The sequence below is a fragment of the Streptomyces azureus genome, assembly GCF_001270025.1.
GTDB classification, from domain to species: Bacteria; Actinomycetota; Actinomycetes; order Streptomycetales; family Streptomycetaceae; genus Streptomyces; species Streptomyces azureus.
In genome coordinates this window covers 166,336-183,732 of the sequence record NZ_DF968533.1, presented here as the reverse complement: position 1 = coordinate 183,732, position 17,397 = coordinate 166,336, and the positions used below count along the sequence as shown (strand labels likewise).

General features: G+C 72.3%; 14 protein-coding genes and 1 riboswitch. Of the genes, 7 read left to right on the top strand and 7 right to left on the bottom strand.

The genetic code is table 11. The features are described from left to right. Positions 1–55: 55 nt before the first annotated feature. Positions 56–1,066: a polyprenyl synthetase family protein gene (locus AOQ53_RS38770; RefSeq protein ID WP_059424690.1), complete on the bottom strand. Its 1,011-nt coding sequence runs from the start codon at positions 1,064–1,066 to the stop codon at positions 56–58. Positions 1,067–1,574: 508 nt separating this feature from the next. After that, positions 1,575–1,748, top strand: a riboswitch (cyclic di-AMP (ydaO/yuaA leader). A gap of 3 nt (positions 1,749–1,751) precedes the next feature. Between AOQ53_RS38770 and AOQ53_RS38765 the strand changes: the two genes are divergently transcribed. Further along, positions 1,752–2,531 (top strand): transglycosylase SLT domain-containing protein, encoded by a 780-nt coding sequence (locus AOQ53_RS38765; RefSeq protein ID WP_059424689.1) that lies wholly within the window; start codon positions 1,752–1,754, stop codon positions 2,529–2,531. Here the strand turns inward: AOQ53_RS38765 and AOQ53_RS38760 are convergent. Then, the gene (locus tag AOQ53_RS38760; RefSeq protein ID WP_059424687.1) at positions 2,495–3,343 is read right to left on the bottom strand and encodes a Cof-type HAD-IIB family hydrolase; all 849 of its coding nucleotides are present in this window, start codon (positions 3,341–3,343) and stop codon (positions 2,495–2,497) included. The genes AOQ53_RS38765 and AOQ53_RS38760 overlap by 37 nt on opposite strands. Positions 3,344–3,535: 192 nt before the next feature. On the opposite strand from AOQ53_RS38760, the gene AOQ53_RS38755 reads away from it, so the two are divergent. From AOQ53_RS38755 to AOQ53_RS38745, 3 genes are all read left to right on the top strand, one after another. Beyond that, on the top strand, positions 3,536–4,600 hold the full coding sequence (locus AOQ53_RS38755) for a GNAT family N-acetyltransferase (RefSeq protein ID WP_236711962.1): 1,065 nt from the start codon (positions 3,536–3,538) through the stop codon (positions 4,598–4,600). Between the two features lie 19 nt (positions 4,601–4,619). Next, positions 4,620–6,005, top strand: coding sequence for a glycosyltransferase (locus tag AOQ53_RS38750; protein WP_059424683.1), 1,386 nt, complete (start codon positions 4,620–4,622; stop codon positions 6,003–6,005). Between the two features lie 143 nt (positions 6,006–6,148). Continuing rightward, on the top strand, positions 6,149–6,904 hold the full coding sequence (locus AOQ53_RS38745) for a polysaccharide deacetylase family protein (RefSeq protein ID WP_059424681.1): 756 nt from the start codon (positions 6,149–6,151) through the stop codon (positions 6,902–6,904). A 12-nt stretch (positions 6,905–6,916) separates the two neighbouring features. Here the strand turns inward: AOQ53_RS38745 and AOQ53_RS38740 are convergent, their stop codons facing one another. The 5 genes from AOQ53_RS38740 to AOQ53_RS38720 all read right to left on the bottom strand — a co-directional run bounded on the left by AOQ53_RS38740 (position 6,917) and on the right by AOQ53_RS38720 (position 14,207). After that, positions 6,917–7,963 carry a glycosyl hydrolase gene (locus AOQ53_RS38740; RefSeq protein WP_236711961.1) on the bottom strand — a complete coding sequence of 349 codons (1,047 nt, stop codon included), beginning with the start codon at positions 7,961–7,963 and terminating at the stop codon, positions 6,917–6,919. Between the two features lie 101 nt (positions 7,964–8,064). After that, positions 8,065–8,505, bottom strand: a complete 441-nt coding sequence (locus AOQ53_RS38735; protein ID WP_059424677.1) for a hypothetical protein — start codon at positions 8,503–8,505, stop codon at positions 8,065–8,067. Beyond that, a complete protein-coding gene (locus tag AOQ53_RS38730) occupies positions 8,502–10,313 on the bottom strand; it encodes a hypothetical protein (RefSeq protein WP_059424676.1) in 1,812 nt (603 codons plus the stop codon). Before AOQ53_RS38730 ends, AOQ53_RS38735 begins: the two co-directional genes overlap by 4 nt. A gap of 197 nt (positions 10,314–10,510) precedes the next feature. Continuing rightward, positions 10,511–12,955: a lipopolysaccharide biosynthesis protein gene (locus tag AOQ53_RS38725; protein WP_059424674.1), complete on the bottom strand. Its 2,445-nt coding sequence runs from the start codon at positions 12,953–12,955 to the stop codon at positions 10,511–10,513. Then, positions 12,948–14,207: a DegT/DnrJ/EryC1/StrS family aminotransferase gene (locus AOQ53_RS38720; RefSeq protein ID WP_078945704.1), complete on the bottom strand. Its 1,260-nt coding sequence runs from the start codon at positions 14,205–14,207 to the stop codon at positions 12,948–12,950. The genes AOQ53_RS38725 and AOQ53_RS38720 overlap by 8 nt, the downstream gene beginning before the upstream one ends. A gap of 310 nt (positions 14,208–14,517) precedes the next feature. Here AOQ53_RS38720 and fahA point away from each other — a divergent pair, with 310 nt between their 5' ends. The 3 genes from fahA to AOQ53_RS47920 all read left to right on the top strand — a co-directional run bounded on the left by fahA (position 14,518) and on the right by AOQ53_RS47920 (position 17,289). Further along, positions 14,518–15,729, top strand: coding sequence for a fumarylacetoacetase (fahA, locus tag AOQ53_RS38715; protein WP_059424668.1), 1,212 nt, complete (start codon positions 14,518–14,520; stop codon positions 15,727–15,729). 477 nt (positions 15,730–16,206) lie between these two features. Beyond that, a complete protein-coding gene (locus tag AOQ53_RS38710) occupies positions 16,207–17,145 on the top strand; it encodes a M56 family metallopeptidase (RefSeq protein WP_059424667.1) in 939 nt (312 codons plus the stop codon). 21 nt (positions 17,146–17,166) lie between these two features. Then, positions 17,167–17,289, top strand: coding sequence for a hypothetical protein (locus AOQ53_RS47920; RefSeq protein WP_330219384.1), 123 nt, complete (start codon positions 17,167–17,169; stop codon positions 17,287–17,289). The last annotated feature ends 108 nt before the right edge of the window (positions 17,290–17,397 follow it).

The window sequence follows — 17,397 nt, the reverse complement described above, 5'->3', positions numbered from 1 at the left end:
GACACGAGAGGGCGGCTTCTCCCCCGACCCGTAGGGGTCGTACGGGAAGGACGTGCTAGCCGGCCCGGTGCACCACAGCGTCGGACAGCTCCACCAGCGCCGTCTTCGCGACGCACTCGGGCAGCGGCGCCAGCGCCGAGCGGGCGTCCTGGGCGTAGCGGATCGTGTCCTGCCGGGCCTGTTCCAGCGCCGGGTGGGCGCGCAGCAGGCGCAGGGCCTCGGCGTGCCGGTCGTCGTCGGTGAGATCGGAGTCCAGCAGCTCGCACAGGGCGATGTCGTCCGCGAGTCCGAGCCGGGCGGCGCGCTCGCGCAGCCGCAGCACCGGCAGCGTGGGGATGCCCTCGCGCAGGTCGGTGCCGGGGGTCTTGCCGGACTCGTGGGAGTCGGAGGCGATGTCCAGGACGTCGTCCGCGAGCTGGAAGGCGACGCCGAGCCGCTCGCCGTACTGGGTCAGCACGTCCACGACCGTGTCGTCGGCGCCGGACATCATCGCGCCGAACCGGCACGACACCGCCACCAGGGAACCGGTCTTGCCGCCCAGCACGTCCAGGTAGTGCTCGACGGGGTCGCGGCCGTCCTGAGGGCCGGCCGTCTCCAGGATCTGCCCGGTCACCAGCCGCTCGAACGCCTCGGCCTGCACCCGCACCGCCTCCGGTCCGAGGTCGGCCAGGATGTGCGAGGCGCGGGCGAAGAGGAAGTCGCCGGTGAGGACCGCGACGGAGTTGCCCCAGCGGGCGTTCGCGCTCGCCACCCCGCGGCGCACGGCGGCCTCGTCCATCACGTCGTCGTGGTACAGCGTGGCGAGGTGGGTCAGCTCCACGACGACGGCCGACGGCACGATCCCGGGCGCGTACCGGTCGCCGAACTGGGCGGAGAGCATCACGAGCAGCGGACGGAACCGCTTGCCGCCGGCCCGGACCAGGTGCTGGGCGGCCTCCGTGATGAAGGGCACCTCACTCTTGGTGGCCTCGAGCAAGCCTTCCTCGACAGCCGCCATTCCGGCCTGGACATCGGCTTCCAGAGCCTGGTCCCGCACGCTCAGCCCGAACGGCCCGACGTCGGTCACGAGGGGTCTCCTGTCTGCTGGTGTCTGCCGGTGATTACGCGGTTTGTCGATAGGTCGCTGCCATCACTCGAGTCAGCGTATCCGGTCACGTTTCGATCACCGCCAGCGCCCATGGTTACAGGCCGGGTGGTATCCGATCACGACCGCAATATTTTCGATCAGCTCATAAGAGCAGACATTTATCCACTTTCCATGAAGTAGTGGACTATGCACGATTTGCCGTTTTAGATAAGCAAATTCCCCTTGGTGCCCATTGCCCCACGGACTTGTGATCAGTGAGTTGAATCACGTTATCCCCTGCGACGCCCCACTCCGGCACCGGCCCGTACGTCCTTCCGTCGGACGCCAGTTGAGCCTTGGCTCCCGCAAAGGATCAAGCGGCTCATATACCCCCGCCCAAGGTCGACCGGCACGATGTGTGACTCAGGTGCTTGTTCCCGACATGTGCTCTCGCATACGTTCCGGGCCTGTCCGGCGGACGCCGAATCCTGCCACCGCCCGGACTCCCCACACGAACCCACTCACTCACGCATGGCAGGAGCGGGGGACCCAGGTAAGTCGCCGGTCCGCGCAGCGGAACGGCTCGGGGTGAAGCCGCCCACGGCACACAGCGCCGTGGGCGGCCGGGCACCTCCCGGCCCGAACCCGACAGCTCACCTCGCAGGCGTCGGAGAGGAATATCGCCATGCCCCGAGGCAAGCACCGTCGCCCCAGAAGCAACCAGCTCACCCGTCGTGTCGTGGCCGTCGGCACCGGCGGAGCGGCACTCACCCTGCCGCTGCTCGGCGCGACGCAGGCCAGCGCCGCCCAGCCGAGCCAGAGCGCACCCGCCGCCGCACGGTCCGTGCCGCAGGCGGCCCAGCCCGCCAAGTCCCTCACGTACACCGTGACCAAGGGCGACACGCTCTACCGCATCGCGGACAAGTACGACGTGTCGGGCGGCTGGAAGCAGCTCTACAAGGACAACCGCGCCGTCGTCGGCGACGACCCGAAGCTGATCCACCCGGGTCTGAAGCTGAAGGTGAAGACGGCCAAGACCGACGCCGCGAAGAAGACGGCGACCAAGTCCTCCGCCCCCGCCAAGCCGGCCGCGAAGCCCGCCGGTGGCGTCGCCGAGGCCACCCAGGCCTCCGCGAAGACCTACGCCAACAACCTGGACGGCTGGATCCGCGAGGCGCTGGACATCATGGCGCAGAAGGGGATTCCGGGCTCGTACGACGGCATCTACCGCAACATCATGCGTGAGTCGTCCGGCAACCCTCAGGCGATCAACAACTGGGACTCGAACGCTGCCAAGGGCACCCCGTCCAAGGGTCTGCTCCAGACCATCGACCCGACCTTCCAGGCCTACCACGTGGACGGCACGTCGTGGGACCCGTACGACCCGGTCGCCAACATCACCGCGGCCTGCAACTACGCGGCCGCCCGCTACGGCTCGATCGACAACGTCAACGGCCCGTACTGAGCCGTCCCGCCCAGCAGTCGCTCGAGGACGACGGCGATGCCGTCGTCCTCGTTCGACAGGGTGACCTCGTCGGCCACGGCCTTGAGTTCGGGATGGGCGTTGGCCATGGCGACGCCGTGGGCGGCCCAGTCGAACATCGGGATGTCGTTGGGCATGTCGCCGAAGGCGACGGTGTCCGCCGGCCGCAGCCCCAGGTGCTCGGCGGCCAGCGCCAGGCCCGTCGCCTTGGTGACGCCGCACGGCTGGAGCTCGACCGTGCCGGGCCCCGACATCGTCACCGTCGCGAGTGGACCGACCACTGAGCGGGCCGTCGCCGCCAACTCGTCGTCCGTCAGGTACGGGTGGCGCAGCAGCACCTTGCTGATGGGCTCGCCCCACAGCTCGTCGCGCCGGTCGACCCGTACCGCGGGCAGGGTCGGGTGCGGCATGAGATAGCCCGGCTCGATGAGCGTGAGCCCGTCGACCCCGTCCTGGTCGACCGCGGCGTACACCTGCCCCACCTCGGCCTCGATCTTGCCGAGGGCGGTCTCGGCCAGTTCCCGGTCCAGGGTGACGGACCACAGCAGCCGGTCCGCGCCCGCGTCGTACACCTGCGCGCCCTGCCCGCACACCGCGAGCCCCGTACAGCCGAGGTCGTCCAGGAGCGGCCGCACTCTCGGCGCTGGCCGGCCCGTCACCACGAGGTGCTGGGCACCGGCGTCCGCCACCCGCGCGAGCGCGGCGAGGGACCGGTCGGACAGGGTGTCGTCGCCGCGCAGCAGCGTCCCGTCCAGGTCGGTGGCGATGAGTGAATATGCGATGGGTGCGGCCATGATCAGAGAATACGGACAGCGCGCCCCTTCGTTTCATCGCGCGTCGGACGCCGATTGCCCGGTTGAAGGCCTCTGCACCAGTTGGCAACAACATGGTCCGCTACCTACCGTCGGGGCCGTCTCGGGCGGTACCTTCCAAGTGTCCAGGGGGGACTTGATCGGGGGGTCAGGTTGAGCAGTGGGCGCATACGTGTGGCTCGGCCCGGGGAGCTCGGCGAGGGGGAGAAGGAGCGCTGGCGCGCGCTGCGCGCTGCGTCGGAGGCACCGCGCAACCCCTTCATGGAACCGGAGTTCACCGATGCCGTCGGTCTGGTGAGGCCGCGGGCGCGGGTCGCGGTGGTGTACGAGGGGCTGGAGCCGGTCGGCTACCTGCCCCATGAGCGGGGCCCGTTGGGGCAGGGCCGGGCGATCGGGCTCGGCGTCTCGGACGCGCAGGGCGCGATCCTGCGGCCCGGCCTGGACCTGGACACGGGTGAACTGCTGCGGGCCTGCGCGCTGTCGAGCTTCGCCTTCGACAACCTGGAGGCCGGGCAGCGGCTGTTCGTCCGGTACGCGGCCGAGGAGCACGCCACCTACGTCATCGACGTGGAGAAGGGCTACGAGACGTACGAGTCGGTGCTGCGCGCCCAGTCGCCGAAGTTCCTGAAGACCACCCTGGCCAAGGAGCGCAGGCTGGGCCGGCAGGTCGGCGAGCTGCGGTTCGTCTTCGACGAGCGGGACCCGGCCGCGCTGCGCACGCTCATGGGGTGGAAGTCGGCGCAGTACCGCAGGACGGGCCGCCGGGACCGGTTCGCCCGGGAGTGGATCACCCGGCTCGTGGGGCGGCTGGCCCAGACCCGGGCGCCGGAGTGCCGCGGCACTCTGTCCGTGCTGTACGCCGGGCAGCGGCCGCTGGCCGCGCACTTCGGGCTGCGCTCGGCCTCGGTCCTGGCCTGCTGGTTCCCGGCCTACGACCCGGAGTTCGCGAAGTACTCACCGGGTCTGGTGCTGCACCTGCGCATGGCCGAGGCGGCGGCCGCCGAGGGCATCGGCATGCTCGATCTGGGGCGGGGCGCGGCCGAGTACAAGGACGCGCTGAAGACGGGCGAACTGCCCGTGTACGAAGGCGCGGTGACGCGTCCGGGGGCGGGCGCGGCGCTGCACTGGCTGAGCCGCGAGCCGGCGCGCCGCGCGCACAGCTTCGTCCGCGGCAGGCCACGGCTCGCGTCGCTGGCCGCGCGGACCCTGAAGGGCGCGGCTCGGCTGCGCCGTACCTGACGACGAGGGGGGAGGGCGCATGGCCCGTTCGGCACGCGCGCAGGAGGAGATACGCCGGTTCCTGGACATCGGGGCGGTGCAGGTCGCCGAGCTTGACCTCGACGGCGACGAGGCGGTGCTCAGACCGGGCCCGGGGAGTCCGCCGGTGACGCACGGTGAGGTGTTCGTCCTGGTCAGGCAGGGCGGGCGGCCCGTGGGGACGCTGCTCGCGCGAGTGCCGGAGGGGGCGGACGCGAGGTCCGTGCTCGTGGCGCGGGCGCGGGCGGAGTGTGCGCCGGCGCAGGTCGGTGCCCCCGCGGAAGCTCGCGGGCCTGGGGAAGCCAGTGAGGCCGGGGAATCTCATGGCCCCGGGGAAGTCGGCGGGACCCGGGAAGCTCATGGGCCCGGGGCAGCCGGCGAGTCCGGGAAGCCGCCGTACACGAGTGTCGTCATCGCGACCCGGGAGCGTGCCGGGCAGCTGGCCCGGGCGCTGGACTCGCTGCTGGCGCAGGACCATCCGCGGTTCGAGATCGTCGTCGTGGACAACGCTCCCGTGACGAGCGAGACGCGGGAGCTGGTCGAGCGGAAGTACGCCGAGCGCGTGCGGTACGTCTGCGAGCCGGTGCCCGGACTCGCGGTCGCGCACAACACAGGGCTCGCGGCCGTGCGGGGCGAGGTGGTCGCCTTCACGGACGACGACGTGGTCGCCGATCCGCGCTGGCTGACCGAGCTGACCGCGCCCTTCGCCGCCGACCCCGGACTCGGGTGCAGCACCGGGCTGATCCTGCCCGCGCGGCTGACCACCCCGGCCCAGGTGCTGCTGGAGAGCCACGGCGGCTTCGCGAAAGGCTTCACTCCAAGGACGTACGACCCGGCTCGTCCCCCGGGCGACGAGCCGCTGTTCCCGTTCACGGCGGGGCGCTTCGGCTCCGGCGCCAACATGGCCTTCCGGACGGCCGCCCTGCGGTCCGTCGGCGGTTTCGACCCGGCCACCGGTGCCGGCACGGCGGCCCGGGGCGGCGACGACCTCTACGGCTTCGTCCGCGTCCTCGCCCAGGGCCACCGGCTGCGCTACACCCCGTACGCACTGGTGTGGCACCACCACCGGGAGACCTGGCGGGACCTGGAGACCCAGGCGTACGGCTACGGCGCCGGACTCACCGCCTATCTCACCGCGGTGCTCGTGAACCGCCCGGCGCTGCTGCCGGCGTTCCTCGCGCGGCTGCCCCGGGGGCTCGCCCACGCCCGCACGCTGACCGCCGTACGCGAGACGGAGGGCGGCGGGGCGCCGGGCGACCACGACGTGCGGACGCATCCGTGGCCGCGGCGGCTGTCGCGGTTGCAGCGCAGGGGGATGGTGTACGGGCCTGTCGGCTACCTGCGCGCGCGGCGGGCGCTGCGCGCGCGTGTTGAGGGGGCGAGATGAGGACGTCTGCGCGTACGAGTGATGAGGGGCGGGGGGACGGCAGAGGCCGGGCGGAGCGGGGTGCGCAGGACGGTGAGGGGCCGATATCACCACCGGGTGCGGCCGTCTCCCCTGCCATCCCGGTCTTCCTGTACCACTCCGTGATGGACGATCCGCCCGACTGGATAGCCGAGTTCACGGTCACGCCGAAGCAGTTCACCGCGCATCTCGACGCCGTGGTCCGCAGCGGCCGTACGCCCGTCACGATCAGCACGATCGCCGACCATCTGGCCGGGCGGGCACCCCTGCCGCCCCGGCCCGTGCTGCTCACCTTCGACGACGGCTTCGCCGATCTGCCCGGCCCCACCGCCGAGGCGCTGGCCGAGCGGGCGCTGCCCGCCACCGCCTATCTCACGACCGGCGCCATCGCCCCGGGCGGCCGCAGTCTGCTGCCGCCCGCGCCGATGATGACCCTGGACCGGGCGGCGGAGCTGGAACGTTACGGCATGGAGATCGGCAGCCACACGGTCACGCACGCACAGCTCGACACCCTGTCCGGCAAGGACCTGGCGTACGAACTGCGCTCGTCGAAGGCCATGTTGGAGGACGCCCTCGGGCACGAGGTCCGCCATCTCGCCTATCCGCACGGCTACAACAGCCCGCGCGTACGGGCGATGTCGGCCCGGGCCGGCTACGAGACGGCGACCGCCGTACGGCACGCGCTCAGCTCCGACCGCGACGAGCGCTACCGCATCGCCCGGCTCATCGTCCGGCGCACCCACACCGTCGCCGACGTCGAGAGCTGGCTGGCGGGTGCGGGTGCGCGGGTCGCGCCGTACCGGGACGGGCCGAAGACGATCGCGTGGCGGTGGTACCGGCGGGCCCGCGCGGTGGTGCACGGGCCCGAGTTCGCGGGCTGACCCCTGCCTGAGTTACTTGAGCGGCTGGTTGAAGTACGGGTCGGCGACCGCCTCGCGCAGGCTGTCCCAGGCCGCGTCGTTCGCCAGGGCCAGGTTGCAGTGCGGTCCGGGGTCACGGTAGTTCCACTGGAGGGCGGCTTTGACGCCCTCCAGGCCCTTCAGCACGCCGGGCACCTGCGCGTACCACTCGGCCTGCCGCTGCGGGCGAGCCGAGTCCGCGGCGGTGCCGAACTCGGAGAGCATCAGCGGCTTGTCGTCGGAGATGTTCTTACGGATCCAGTCGTGCGCGGCGTGCTGCGTCTGCGCGAAGCTGAGCCAGCCGGTTTTGTGGCAGCGGTAGTAGTTGTACTGGTTGTAGCCGATCCAGTCGACGTACTCGTCGCCGGGATACATCGCCTTCATCTCGTCGGCGTGGTCGAGGTAGCCGGTTGTGATCCACGTCCACACCACGTTGTCGACGCCCAGTTCGCGGAACCGGTCGTGGATGTGCCGGTACGCCTTCACGTACTCGGCGGGGGTGCCGTTGTCCGGGGTGCGGGTGTCCATCTCCAGGTCGAAGGAGAGGAACACCTTCTTGCCGTAGTCCTTGATGCGCTTGGCCTGGACGTCGATGACGGTCCTGTCCAGCTCGCCGGAGGCGATCTGCCTCCAGGTCGGCTGCTGCTTCTTCGTCCCGCCCCACCACTTGCTCTCCCAGGACAGCAGCAGCAGACGGTCCTCGCCGACGCGCTGTTCCTCCGGGGTGAGCAGCTGGCCCTCCCGGCGGGTGCCCTCGGGCAGGGACATGTCGTGGTACGTGTACACGATGTCGAGTTCGCGGCCGACGCGCTTCTCGTAGGCGCGCACCTTCTCCGGCAGGTCGTCCCGCTCGTGCGGCACGAACGCCCCGAACCAGGCGCCACAGGGTGGTTCCAGGAGCGCCGTGGGGCGGCAGTCCGCCTTGGAACCGGCGGCTCCCGGGTCCGGCCCGGAGGCGTTCCGGAGGGTGAGTCCGGCTATCAGGACGGCGCTGACGATCGTGGCGGACGTGATCAGCAGACGGCGCCGGCTCGATGTCAACGGGCCGGCGGACGGCTGCTCCTCGTGTGGCTGTGGCCTCCTGCGGTGCTGTCCGGTCGTGGTCGGCTTGCGGCGAAAGGGACGGTGGGGACGGTTGAACCTCACTGAGCAGAACCCTTCGGTGTCCTCGGTGTCGTCCTCGGCGGCGGGGAGGCGCGCAGCGGCGGACAGAACGCGGCGAATGTGGTCAGCAGCGTCAGCGTCAGCAGCACCCGTTGCGCGCTGAAGGTGTGCGTGGCGATCAGCACGGTCGCGACGAGCATCACGGCGCCGATGCTCAGGAACAGCACCAGCATCAGCCGCTCCAGCAGGTCGGAGTGGCGGGCGAAGTCCGGGTCCCGGCGCTCGACGGGGCCTTCGGCCGGCCGCGCCCCCAGCGCGGGGGCACAGACTCTGACCACGGCCGCGCCCGGGCCCGCCGCCAGGAAGAGGACGACGGCGGCGCCCCGCAGCGGCGATCCGCCGGGCAGCGCGAGCGCGGCGAGCGCGAGCCAGCCGCCGAACGGCGGCAGCATCCGGACCACGAGTTCCTGCGGTGTCATCGCTCCGCTCCCTGCGCCTGCTTCAGTACGTAGAGCCATCCGGCGCTGTTCTCCGCCACGAGCTGGAACCGTGGTGAGGCGGCGACGGACTTCTGGATGCGGTCCAGCTGCGCCTCGCCGAGCTGTCCGTTCATCTCGGAGTTGGCCAGCTGCCCCTGGGTGAGCAGGAAGTAGGCCCGGGCCGGCCGCTCCACCCCGGCCATGTCGCTGGCGAGGGTGCCGGCCGGGTTCTGGACGATCCGGTCGACGTGGCTGCGGGCGTCGTCGAGGAACCAGTAGTGGTCGACGCTCCAGTAGCTGGCGTACGCGAGCGGGTAGTTGCGGTTGGCGGCCACGACGAGCGAGCCGTCGGGCGCCTGGTCGAAGAGCTGCCGTACGAGGGCCACTTCCTGCGGCGGGAAGTAGTTGATCCGGTCCTTGCCCGAGTAGGCCGGGACGAATGCCACGGTTCCGCCGAGCAGTGCGGCCAGCCCCACCCATGTGCCGAGCGCCCGTCCGCGGGCCTTCACGGGGGCGGCCTGCCGGCTGTCGGCCTCCTTCGCCGCGGCGTCGGCGGCCAGCGTACGGACCTTGGGCAGCAGCGCGGCGGCGGCGAAGAACGCGGCGCCGGGCAGCATGAACAGCAGCACCCGGAAGATCATCTCGCTGCCGTAGCTGCTCGCCGCGAACATCGGCAGCGGGGCCGCCGCGATCAGCAGCAGGGGCCTGGCCCGGTGCCGCAGCACCCGTTGGCGCAGGACCCCGAGGGCCGCGAGCAGCAGGACCGAGCCGGACAGAAGCCGGGCCGCCCAGGAGGTCGCGATCGCTCCGGTGCCGGTGGGGGTGGCGCCGTACCCCGTCTCCACATTGGCGCCGACGTCACCGACGGAGCGGATCATGTCCGGCATCGCCGCGGACAGGAAGGGCAGCGCGGCCGTGAGACACCAGGCCAGGAAGATCACGACGGTCGTGACCACCGGGACCCAGTCGCGGTAGCGACGGCTGAGGCACAGGGCGACCAGGCAGACGACCAGCATGCCCGGGGTGAGCTGGTGGGAGATGACGATCGCCACCAGCATGACGGTGAGCACCACCGTCCACACGGCCTGCCGGGGCCGCCCGCGCCGCACGGCGGACCGGCCGAAGCGGCGCAGGACCACGGCCAGGACGCCGACGTGCAGCGCGTAGGCCACGGACTGGGGGGAGAAGTAGTCCTGCCCGACCCAGTTGGCGACGTAGAAGAGCCAGACCGCGGTCCAGATCAGCCGCCGGTCCTCGGTGAAGGTGCGGTAGATCAGCAGCAGCGGGAGCAGCAGCATCAGGCTGGAGACCAGGGGCCACCAGGCCATGAACATCGCCGAGGACTCCACGCCCAGCAGCCGGACCAGGGCGGCCTGGGCGGCGAAGAAGCCCGGCCACTGGTCGTACACCGCCATGTCGCCGACCTGGTCGGCCGTTTGCAGACCACCGGCCGTCAGCAGATGGTCGATGACCGCCTCGTGCTTCCACGCCCACGCGTACAGCGGGGTCGGGTAGACCACGGCCTGCGTGACCCGCTCCATCACCAGCAGCCCGAGGACGTACGCCGCCGCCCAGGCACCCGGCCGGCGCGGATCGCGGACCGTGAACCAGAACCCGGTGGTGAGCACCACGAGTCCGGCCCAGAAGGCCGGGTGCAGCGCGGTGACCAGCCCGTAGTCGTCGAGCCGCGAGACGTCGGTGTGCCGCATGGCGTACGCCCACAGGGCGAGCGCGACGAGCAGCGGAACGCCGGGCCAGAGCGCGCGCCGCCCGGGCCGGGCAGGGGGCAGGTCGGACAGGTCCGTCACGGGCTCCTGGGCGGGGCTCGACGACTCCGAGGAGGAGGGGCTGGAGGACTGGCTGGAGGTCTCGGGGCTGCTGCCCGGGGCGCTCTCGCTGTCCCGTGCGGGTGTGGGTTCTGGCGTGGATCTCTCCCTCGGAGTTACTGGCGGACGCACGGTGGTTCCCCCCTGGCGGTTCGGCTCTGTTCGGCTCTGGAGCTTGATCAGTCGCTGGGTCGGCCGTTCGGACTTCTGCGGTGCGCTAGCCCCATGGCCGACGCGGCGCGGCGGCAGACCGGCAGGAGCAGGACGAGTACGGCAAGTACGGCGAGCAGGGGCGGCGCGACCGGTGCGAGCGCCTCACGCCACACCCAGCCGCCGACCGCGACGAGATACAGAACCCCCCAGCGCCCCGGCCACGTCAGCCGACCGCCCGCGCTGGCGAGCAGCAGCCACAGCGGAACGAGGCACAGCAGCTGGCAGACCGGCGGCGCCCAGCGAAGCAGCGGCTCGGGCCCGTCGAGCCCCACCGCGTCCGCGAGGAAGCCGGCCGTCTTCACATACAACGCCCCCTCCACCGGCCGCGGTTCCCGCCCGAGCGCGACCGCTGCGGCGTACAGGGCGAGCAGGGCGGCGGACAGCGCCGTGCCGGGCAGCCACGGGTCGCGCCGGGTGCACAGCGTGATGGCGGCGACGAACACCACGAGCAGCAGGCCTCCCGCGGTGAGCGACGGCAGCGGCAGGCCCTCCAGCAACTGACGTCCCGTCAGTTCCGCTTCGGTGACACCGCCGAGCCAGGGCAGGTCGCGCAACGGCGCCCAGAAGAAGACGGTGGCGACGCCGAGCAGGCTCCAGAGGGCACCTCTCAGCCGCCGCTCCCGGGTTTCGTCCTCGGCCTCGGGCGGCCCCGCCCAGTTGCCGGGGCTCTTACGCCGGGGCAGGACCGTCCCGCCGGTCTCCTCGGACCCGGCGGTTCCCTCGCGTTGGAGTGCTCGCGGCTCCCCGTGGCCGTCGCGGTCCTCGCCCGTATCCGCCGTCGCGACGGCCTCGGCCTCCTCGGCGCTCGCCTCCTTCTCCCCGGCGTCCGGATGATGCGGCCCGTCCGGATGATGCGGCCCGTCCGGATGGTGGGGCCGCACGATCAGCGCCAGCGTGTCCGCCTGGAGCGCCTCCCGTTCGTATCCGGGGCGCCCTATGAACAGCGTGACGGTGTCCTCGTCGCCCTCCTTGGGCTGGTACGCGGCCCGGCGGGCCCAGGCCGTGCCGTACCCGGCGGTGGCGTTCAGTTTCGCCCAGTGGGTGCCGTAGGAGGGACGGGAGGGGTCGGCGGGCGTACGGGCCGCGGGCGCGCTGTCGTTGGGCCGCAGTGCCGCCCGCAGCCCGGCCGTGGAGACGACGGCGATCAGCGTCATGCTCAGCAGTACCGCCCAGCCGGCGCCCGCGATCCCGGCCGGGGTGAACAGCACGGCCGCGCTGCCCAGCACCATGACGCACATGGCGCCTTGGAGCGCGGCGAGCACACCCGTGCGCCCCTGCACGCGCAGTACGCCGATGTACAGCTCCACCACCACCCGCGGCAGCGCGCCGAGGGCGAGCAGCCGCAGCACGGTCGAGCCGTGCTCGGCGTAGTCCGGGCTGAAGGGCGTGAGGATGTACGGGGCGAAGAGGACCAGCACCAGCACGACCGGGACCAGCAGCAGCGTCATGCGCCGCAGGGCGCCCCGGACTCCGTCGGCGAGTTGTCGCGGGTCGTGGGAGGCGTGCGCGGTGAGGGACGAGGCCATGTTGATGGCCATGAACTCCATCGTGCCGCCGACGGTGTACGCCACGTAGAAGTAGCCGTTCTCCGCGGCGCTGAAGCGGACCGCGACCATCACCGGCAGCAGGTTGATCATCGCCAGGCTGAACAGCGCGCCCAGCGAGTCCCCGGCCAGGAAGCGGCCCATGTCGCGGAGCTTCGGAGGTTCCTTCTCACGTTCGAGTTCGGCCTGGCGCGGGATGAGCCGGCGGAAGATCAGCCAGCCCAGTGGCAGTGTGGAGAAGGCGATCGCGACGGCCCAGGAGACGAAGATGCCGAGGACGGGCAGCGTGCCGGCGAAGACGGCCAGCAGGACCAGTTTTCCGACCGAGAACACCGCGTTCCCGGCCGGCACCCACTCCGCCTTGCGCAGTCCGGTGAGCACCCCGTCCTGGAGCGTGAGCAACGCCCAGGCCACGCACGCCGCGACGAACACCGCGCCCGCCATGGGCGTGCCCAGGGGGGCGTACGACGCTCCCCACGCGTCGAGCGTGAGCAGGAAGACGGCGGCGGCGAGCGCCACGATCAGCGAACTGGCCGCGTACGTGCCCCACACCAGGCGCCCGGTCTCCCGCCCCGCGCGCGGGACGAAACGGACCACGGCGCCGATCATCGTCGTCGCCGTGATGCTGGCGAGCAGCCGCATCGCGGCGATGGCGGCGGAGCCCTGGCCGACGGCCTCCTCGGAGTAGTAGCGGGCGGCCACCAGCCAGAAGCCCAGGCCCAGTACGGCGGACACGCCGGTGCTGAGCATGAGGAAGTAGGCGTTCTTGAACAGCGAGTCGTGCGTGTGCTCGTCGACGGCAGGCTTCGGTCCGCCGCCGCCGTCGGCGCGCGTGGTGGCGGGCTCGTGCACCTGGATCTCAGCCACGGGACTGATCCGGCCTTCCCGGTGTCTTCCTGCCGCGGGGCGGCTCTCCCGGTGCCTCGACCGGCCGTGCCCCGGACCGCTCCAGCGCCTCGACAACCGTCCGGGCCCTCAGCGGGTCCACGGGCAGCGCGTGCCGCGCGAACCAGCGGGCCGCCTCGGGGGCCGGTGAGGGGTCGGTGAACTCCGCGCCGGCGTAGTCGTCCAGGGGCGGGTCGTAGAGGTAGCCGACGACGACGCCCTGCCGTGCCAGTGCGGCGATCGCCGCGTCCCGGTCCGCCACGAACAGCGGGACGCGGAACAACGGCTGGGTGCCGTACGCGTCACGCGGCTTGGCCCAGGGCGTGGACAGCAGCAGCTCCGTGCCCGCCCGGCAGGCGTCCAGCACGTCGTCCAGCCGGTCGAGCTTGCGCCCGATGCGCCGCAGCCGCAGCCGGCCGGACTCCTGGCGGTAGTCGTGCATGTCGACGCGTACCCAGGGGTGGTGGGCGTCGAATCCGGGCGCCCGGCGGGCGGCCCGCGCGAGTTCGTCCGGGCGCAGCGGCATCCGGATCTCCTCGCGGTCCGCCAGCCCCAGCAGCCGGATCGCGGCCCAGGCGGCGCGCCGCAGCCGCAGCCCGCGCACCGCGGCCTCCGCGTACGGCCTGATCGCGTAGGCGAGTTCGGAGCTCGGACGGCGCGGTGTGAGCAGTCCCGCGCAGGTCTTCTCCACCGCGTCCCGCAGCCCCGGGTCGGCGAGCGAGAGCATGCCTCCGGCCTTGGCCCCGACGTGCTTGGACAAGCTGAACGCGGAGGCCTCGCCCCACGCCCCGACCGGCCGGTCCCCCACCCGGCTGCCGATGGCGTGGGCCGCGTCCTCGAACAGCGGGATCCCCAACGCGTCGCACTTCTGCCTGAGGCGCGGCACCGGGTCCGGGTTCCCGTACAGGTTCGTCGTGAGCACGGCCGACACCGATCTCCACGTCCCGTCCGGCACGGCATCGATGTCGATGGACGCGTCGAGCGGGTTCAACGGCGCCTGCACCGGGCGCAGCCCGGCCGCGAGCACGACGAAGAAGATGACGTCGTCGTTGACCGGCGACATCAGCACCCGCCCACCGGGCGGGCACCAGTGGCGCAGCGCCACGTACAGCCCGAAACGGCACGACGGTACATACACACATTCCCGGCCGAGCCGCACGCGCATGGTCTCTTCCAGCCGCTTGAGCTGCGAACCATGCCGTGCCGAGCCCGGACCGGCCTCCCCAATGGCCATCCGCCCCCCTGGTGTGCCGTCGGAACGCCCCCTCCCCGAGGCCTTCCGGCACTCGCCCAGAGTCGCCCCGTTCGCACCGCTCCGTCAAGATTGCGTCGCGTCCTGTGGATAACTTCCGGCACGTACGAATGTGGTGTCCCGTCCGCCGCGCCGGAGTCGCACCGTCCGGTCCCACCCGGGCCCACCTGACCCGTTCGCCCCCATCCGCCTCCTCGGACACTGCCCAGGACCGGTGTGCCACCCGTAACGTGTGGCACGACCACGAACACGTGGCGACGACACGGCACACCCGAAAGCGAGGCAGCACCCGATGCCCCCCTTCGATGTCCCCGAGGGCGACCCCTTCGGTCCGCACAACCTGCCGTACGGCGTGTTCTCCCTCCCCGGCTCCTCCCAGCGGACCGTGGGCGTCCGGCTCGGCGACCACGTACTGGACGCCGGTGCGGCGGCCCACGCCCTCGGCTCCCCGTACGCCTCCCTGCTCGCGCGGCCGACCCTCAACCCGCTGCTGGCCGCGGGCCGCACGGCCTGGTCGGACGTACGCCGGGCGCTGACGGCCTGGGTGTCCGTGCCGTCCCACCGCGAGACCGTCGAACCGATGTTCCACCCCTTGTCCTCGGTGACCCTGCACCTCCCCTTCGAGGTCGCGGACTACGTCGACTTCTACGCCTCCGAGAACCACGCCCGGAACGTCGGCCGGATCTTCCGCCCCGACGCCGAGGACTCCCTGACCCCCAACTGGAAGCACCTGCCGATCGGCTACCACGGCCGCTCGGGCACGGTCGTCGTCTCTGGCACGGACGTCGTACGCCCCTCGGGCCAGCGCAAGGCGCCCGCGGACCCGGCTCCCGTCTTCGGCCCGTCCGTCCGGCTGGACATCGAGGCGGAGGTCGGCTTCGTGGTCGGCGTGCCGTCCCGGATGGGCCAGCCGGTGTCTCTCGACGACTTCCGCGAGCACGTCTTCGGCCTCTGCCTCCTCAACGACTGGTCGGCGCGCGACATCCAGGCCTGGGAGTACGTCCCGCTCGGCCCGTTCCTCGGCAAGTCCTTCGCCACGTCGGTGTCGGCGTGGATCACCCCACTGGACGCCCTGGAGGAGGCCCGGGTGGCCCCGCCGGCCCGGACGCACGAGTTGCTGCCCTACCTGGACGACAGCGGTGAGGAACCCGGAGGCTACGACCTGCGGATCACCGTCGCCGTGAACGGCCACGTCGTCTCCGAGCCGCCCTTCTCCACCATGTACTGGACGGCCGCCCAGCAACTGGCCCACATGACCGTCAACGGCGCCTCCCTGCGCACCGGCGACCTGTACGGCTCGGGCACGGTCAGCGGCCCGGCGGACCGTGAGCGCGGCTCCCTCCTCGAACTGACCTGGAACGGCCGCGACCCGCTCGAACTCCCCGACGGCAAGCGGACATTCCTGGAGGACGGCGACGTGGTGACCCTGTCGGCCTGGGCCCCGGGGCCGGACGGTGTGCGGGTGGGGCTGGGCGAGGTGACGGGACGGGTGGTGCCGGCCTGACGGCTCTCCAGGGGGGCCGCGAAGTCCCGGCGTCCGCCCGGGGGGCGGGTGCTGCGGCGTTCGGTGCGTGCTCTGGGGTCCCCCTGCTCGAAGAGCTTGGGGGAGTGCCGGGCGGACGCCCGCGTACTGGTTGTACGCGGGTGGTCGACCGGTGCGCGGGTGGGGTCCCCCCTGCTCGAAGAGCTTGGGGAGTGCCGGGCATCGCGGGGCAGACGGGACTTTGCGGACGCCCCCTGGGACCCGGGTCTGGCCGACAGTCGCCCCTCCCGGCGCTTCTGATGCCGCTCGACCCCTGACTCACACCGCCCGGCACCGTCATACTGGGCGTCGGGCGGTGTGCCCGCACGTGCCCGGTGCAGGGCACGTTCGGCGCACTCGTCGGTGTGCACTTCAGCCGCGTCACCGGTGCGCTCAGCAGCCGCCCTCCCCCGCACGACCCGTAGCCGCCCCTCTTCCGACCAACCGGAGCCCGTGGCCATGACCGTCTGCCTGCTCCTGCTGAGCGTTGTCGCCGTGACGGCCGCCGTGCCCGTTCCCCGTGCGCTGACCCGGGCCGATTGGCCCGAGCGGGAACCGGTGGTCGCGCTGTGGGTGTGGCAGTGCCTGGTCGCCACCGTCCTGCTGTGCTGCGTGACGGCACTCGCCCTGGGCGCCGCCGCCGTCTTCGGCACGGTCCGCGCCCAGCTCTTCGCTCCGGCTCCGCCCGCGGTGACGGCGGCGTACGACCTGTCCACCACCCCGCCCGGGGCCGCCGCCCTCACCCTGCTGCTGGCCTGCGGTGCCGCCTGGACGACCGCGATGCTCGCGCGTGAATTCGTCGAGGCGCGCCGGCGCCGCGCCCAGGCCCGCGCCCACCTCCGCGAGCGCGCCCCCGACCTGCCGGCCGGACTGCCCGCCGCCCGCGGCCCCCTCCTGGTTCTGGAGGACGAATACCCCGATGCCTGGTGGATGCCCGGCAGCCCGCCCCAGCTGATCGTCACCACGGGCGCCCTGCACCGCCTCACGGACCACCAGCTCGACGCCGTCCTCACCCACGAGCGCGGCCACGCCCGCGCCCGCCACGACTGGCTGCTGCACCTGTCCACCGCCCTGGCCACCGGTTTCCCCCGCATCCCGCTGTTCGCCCACTTCTGCGACCAGACGCACCGCCTGGTCGAACTGGCCGCCGACGACACGGCGTCCCGCCGCTGCGGCCACCTGACCACGGCCCTGGCCCTGATCGAGCTCAACCAGCACCGCGGCGTCCTGTCCTGCGCCTCCAGCCACCGCCTGCTGGGCGAGCGGGTCGACCGGCTCCTGGAACCGCCGGCCCGGCTGGGCCGCCATCACCGGGCCCTGACGACCACCACGGCCGCACTGGTACCGCTGCTGCCCCTGCTGATCGTGTTCGCGCCGGGTCTGACTGCCCTGTCGTAGCCGTACGGGCCCGGGCGGCCGGTGGCGGACCTCGGCGCCAACCCCAACGCCCTGGTACGCACAGCGGCCTACGGAGCACCGGGCACCACCGCCTGCCCGGCACTCCTCACCGCGCGTGCCGCCGCCCTGTCCGAGCAGGCCTGACAGGTGCGGGCCGGATCCGCCACGGCGCTGTCCGTCACCGACCCCGAAGTGGCCGTCCCCGCCCTCGCCAGGTCCTCGCGGCCCCCAACGCCGATGTCCGCAAGGCCG

What these genes read in the sequence shown, in the direction of transcription:
- AOQ53_RS38765 (WP_059424689.1), top strand. Translation starts at nt 1,752, where the DNA reads ATGCCCCGAGGCAAGCACCGTCGCCCCAGAAGCAACCAGCTCACCCGT.
- AOQ53_RS38760 (WP_059424687.1), bottom strand. Translation starts at nt 3,343, where the DNA reads ATGGCCGCACCCATCGCATATTCACTCATCGCCACCGACCTGGACGGG.
- AOQ53_RS38750 (WP_059424683.1), top strand. Translation starts at nt 4,620, where the DNA reads ATGGCCCGTTCGGCACGCGCGCAGGAGGAGATACGCCGGTTCCTGGAC.
- AOQ53_RS38745 (WP_059424681.1), top strand. Translation starts at nt 6,149, where the DNA reads ATGGACGATCCGCCCGACTGGATAGCCGAGTTCACGGTCACGCCGAAG.
- AOQ53_RS38735 (WP_059424677.1), bottom strand. Translation starts at nt 8,505, where the DNA reads ATGACACCGCAGGAACTCGTGGTCCGGATGCTGCCGCCGTTCGGCGGC.
- AOQ53_RS38720 (WP_078945704.1), bottom strand. Translation starts at nt 14,207, where the DNA reads ATGGCCATTGGGGAGGCCGGTCCGGGCTCGGCACGGCATGGTTCGCAG.
- fahA (WP_059424668.1), top strand. Translation starts at nt 14,518, where the DNA reads ATGCCCCCCTTCGATGTCCCCGAGGGCGACCCCTTCGGTCCGCACAAC.
- AOQ53_RS38710 (WP_059424667.1), top strand. Translation starts at nt 16,207, where the DNA reads ATGACCGTCTGCCTGCTCCTGCTGAGCGTTGTCGCCGTGACGGCCGCC.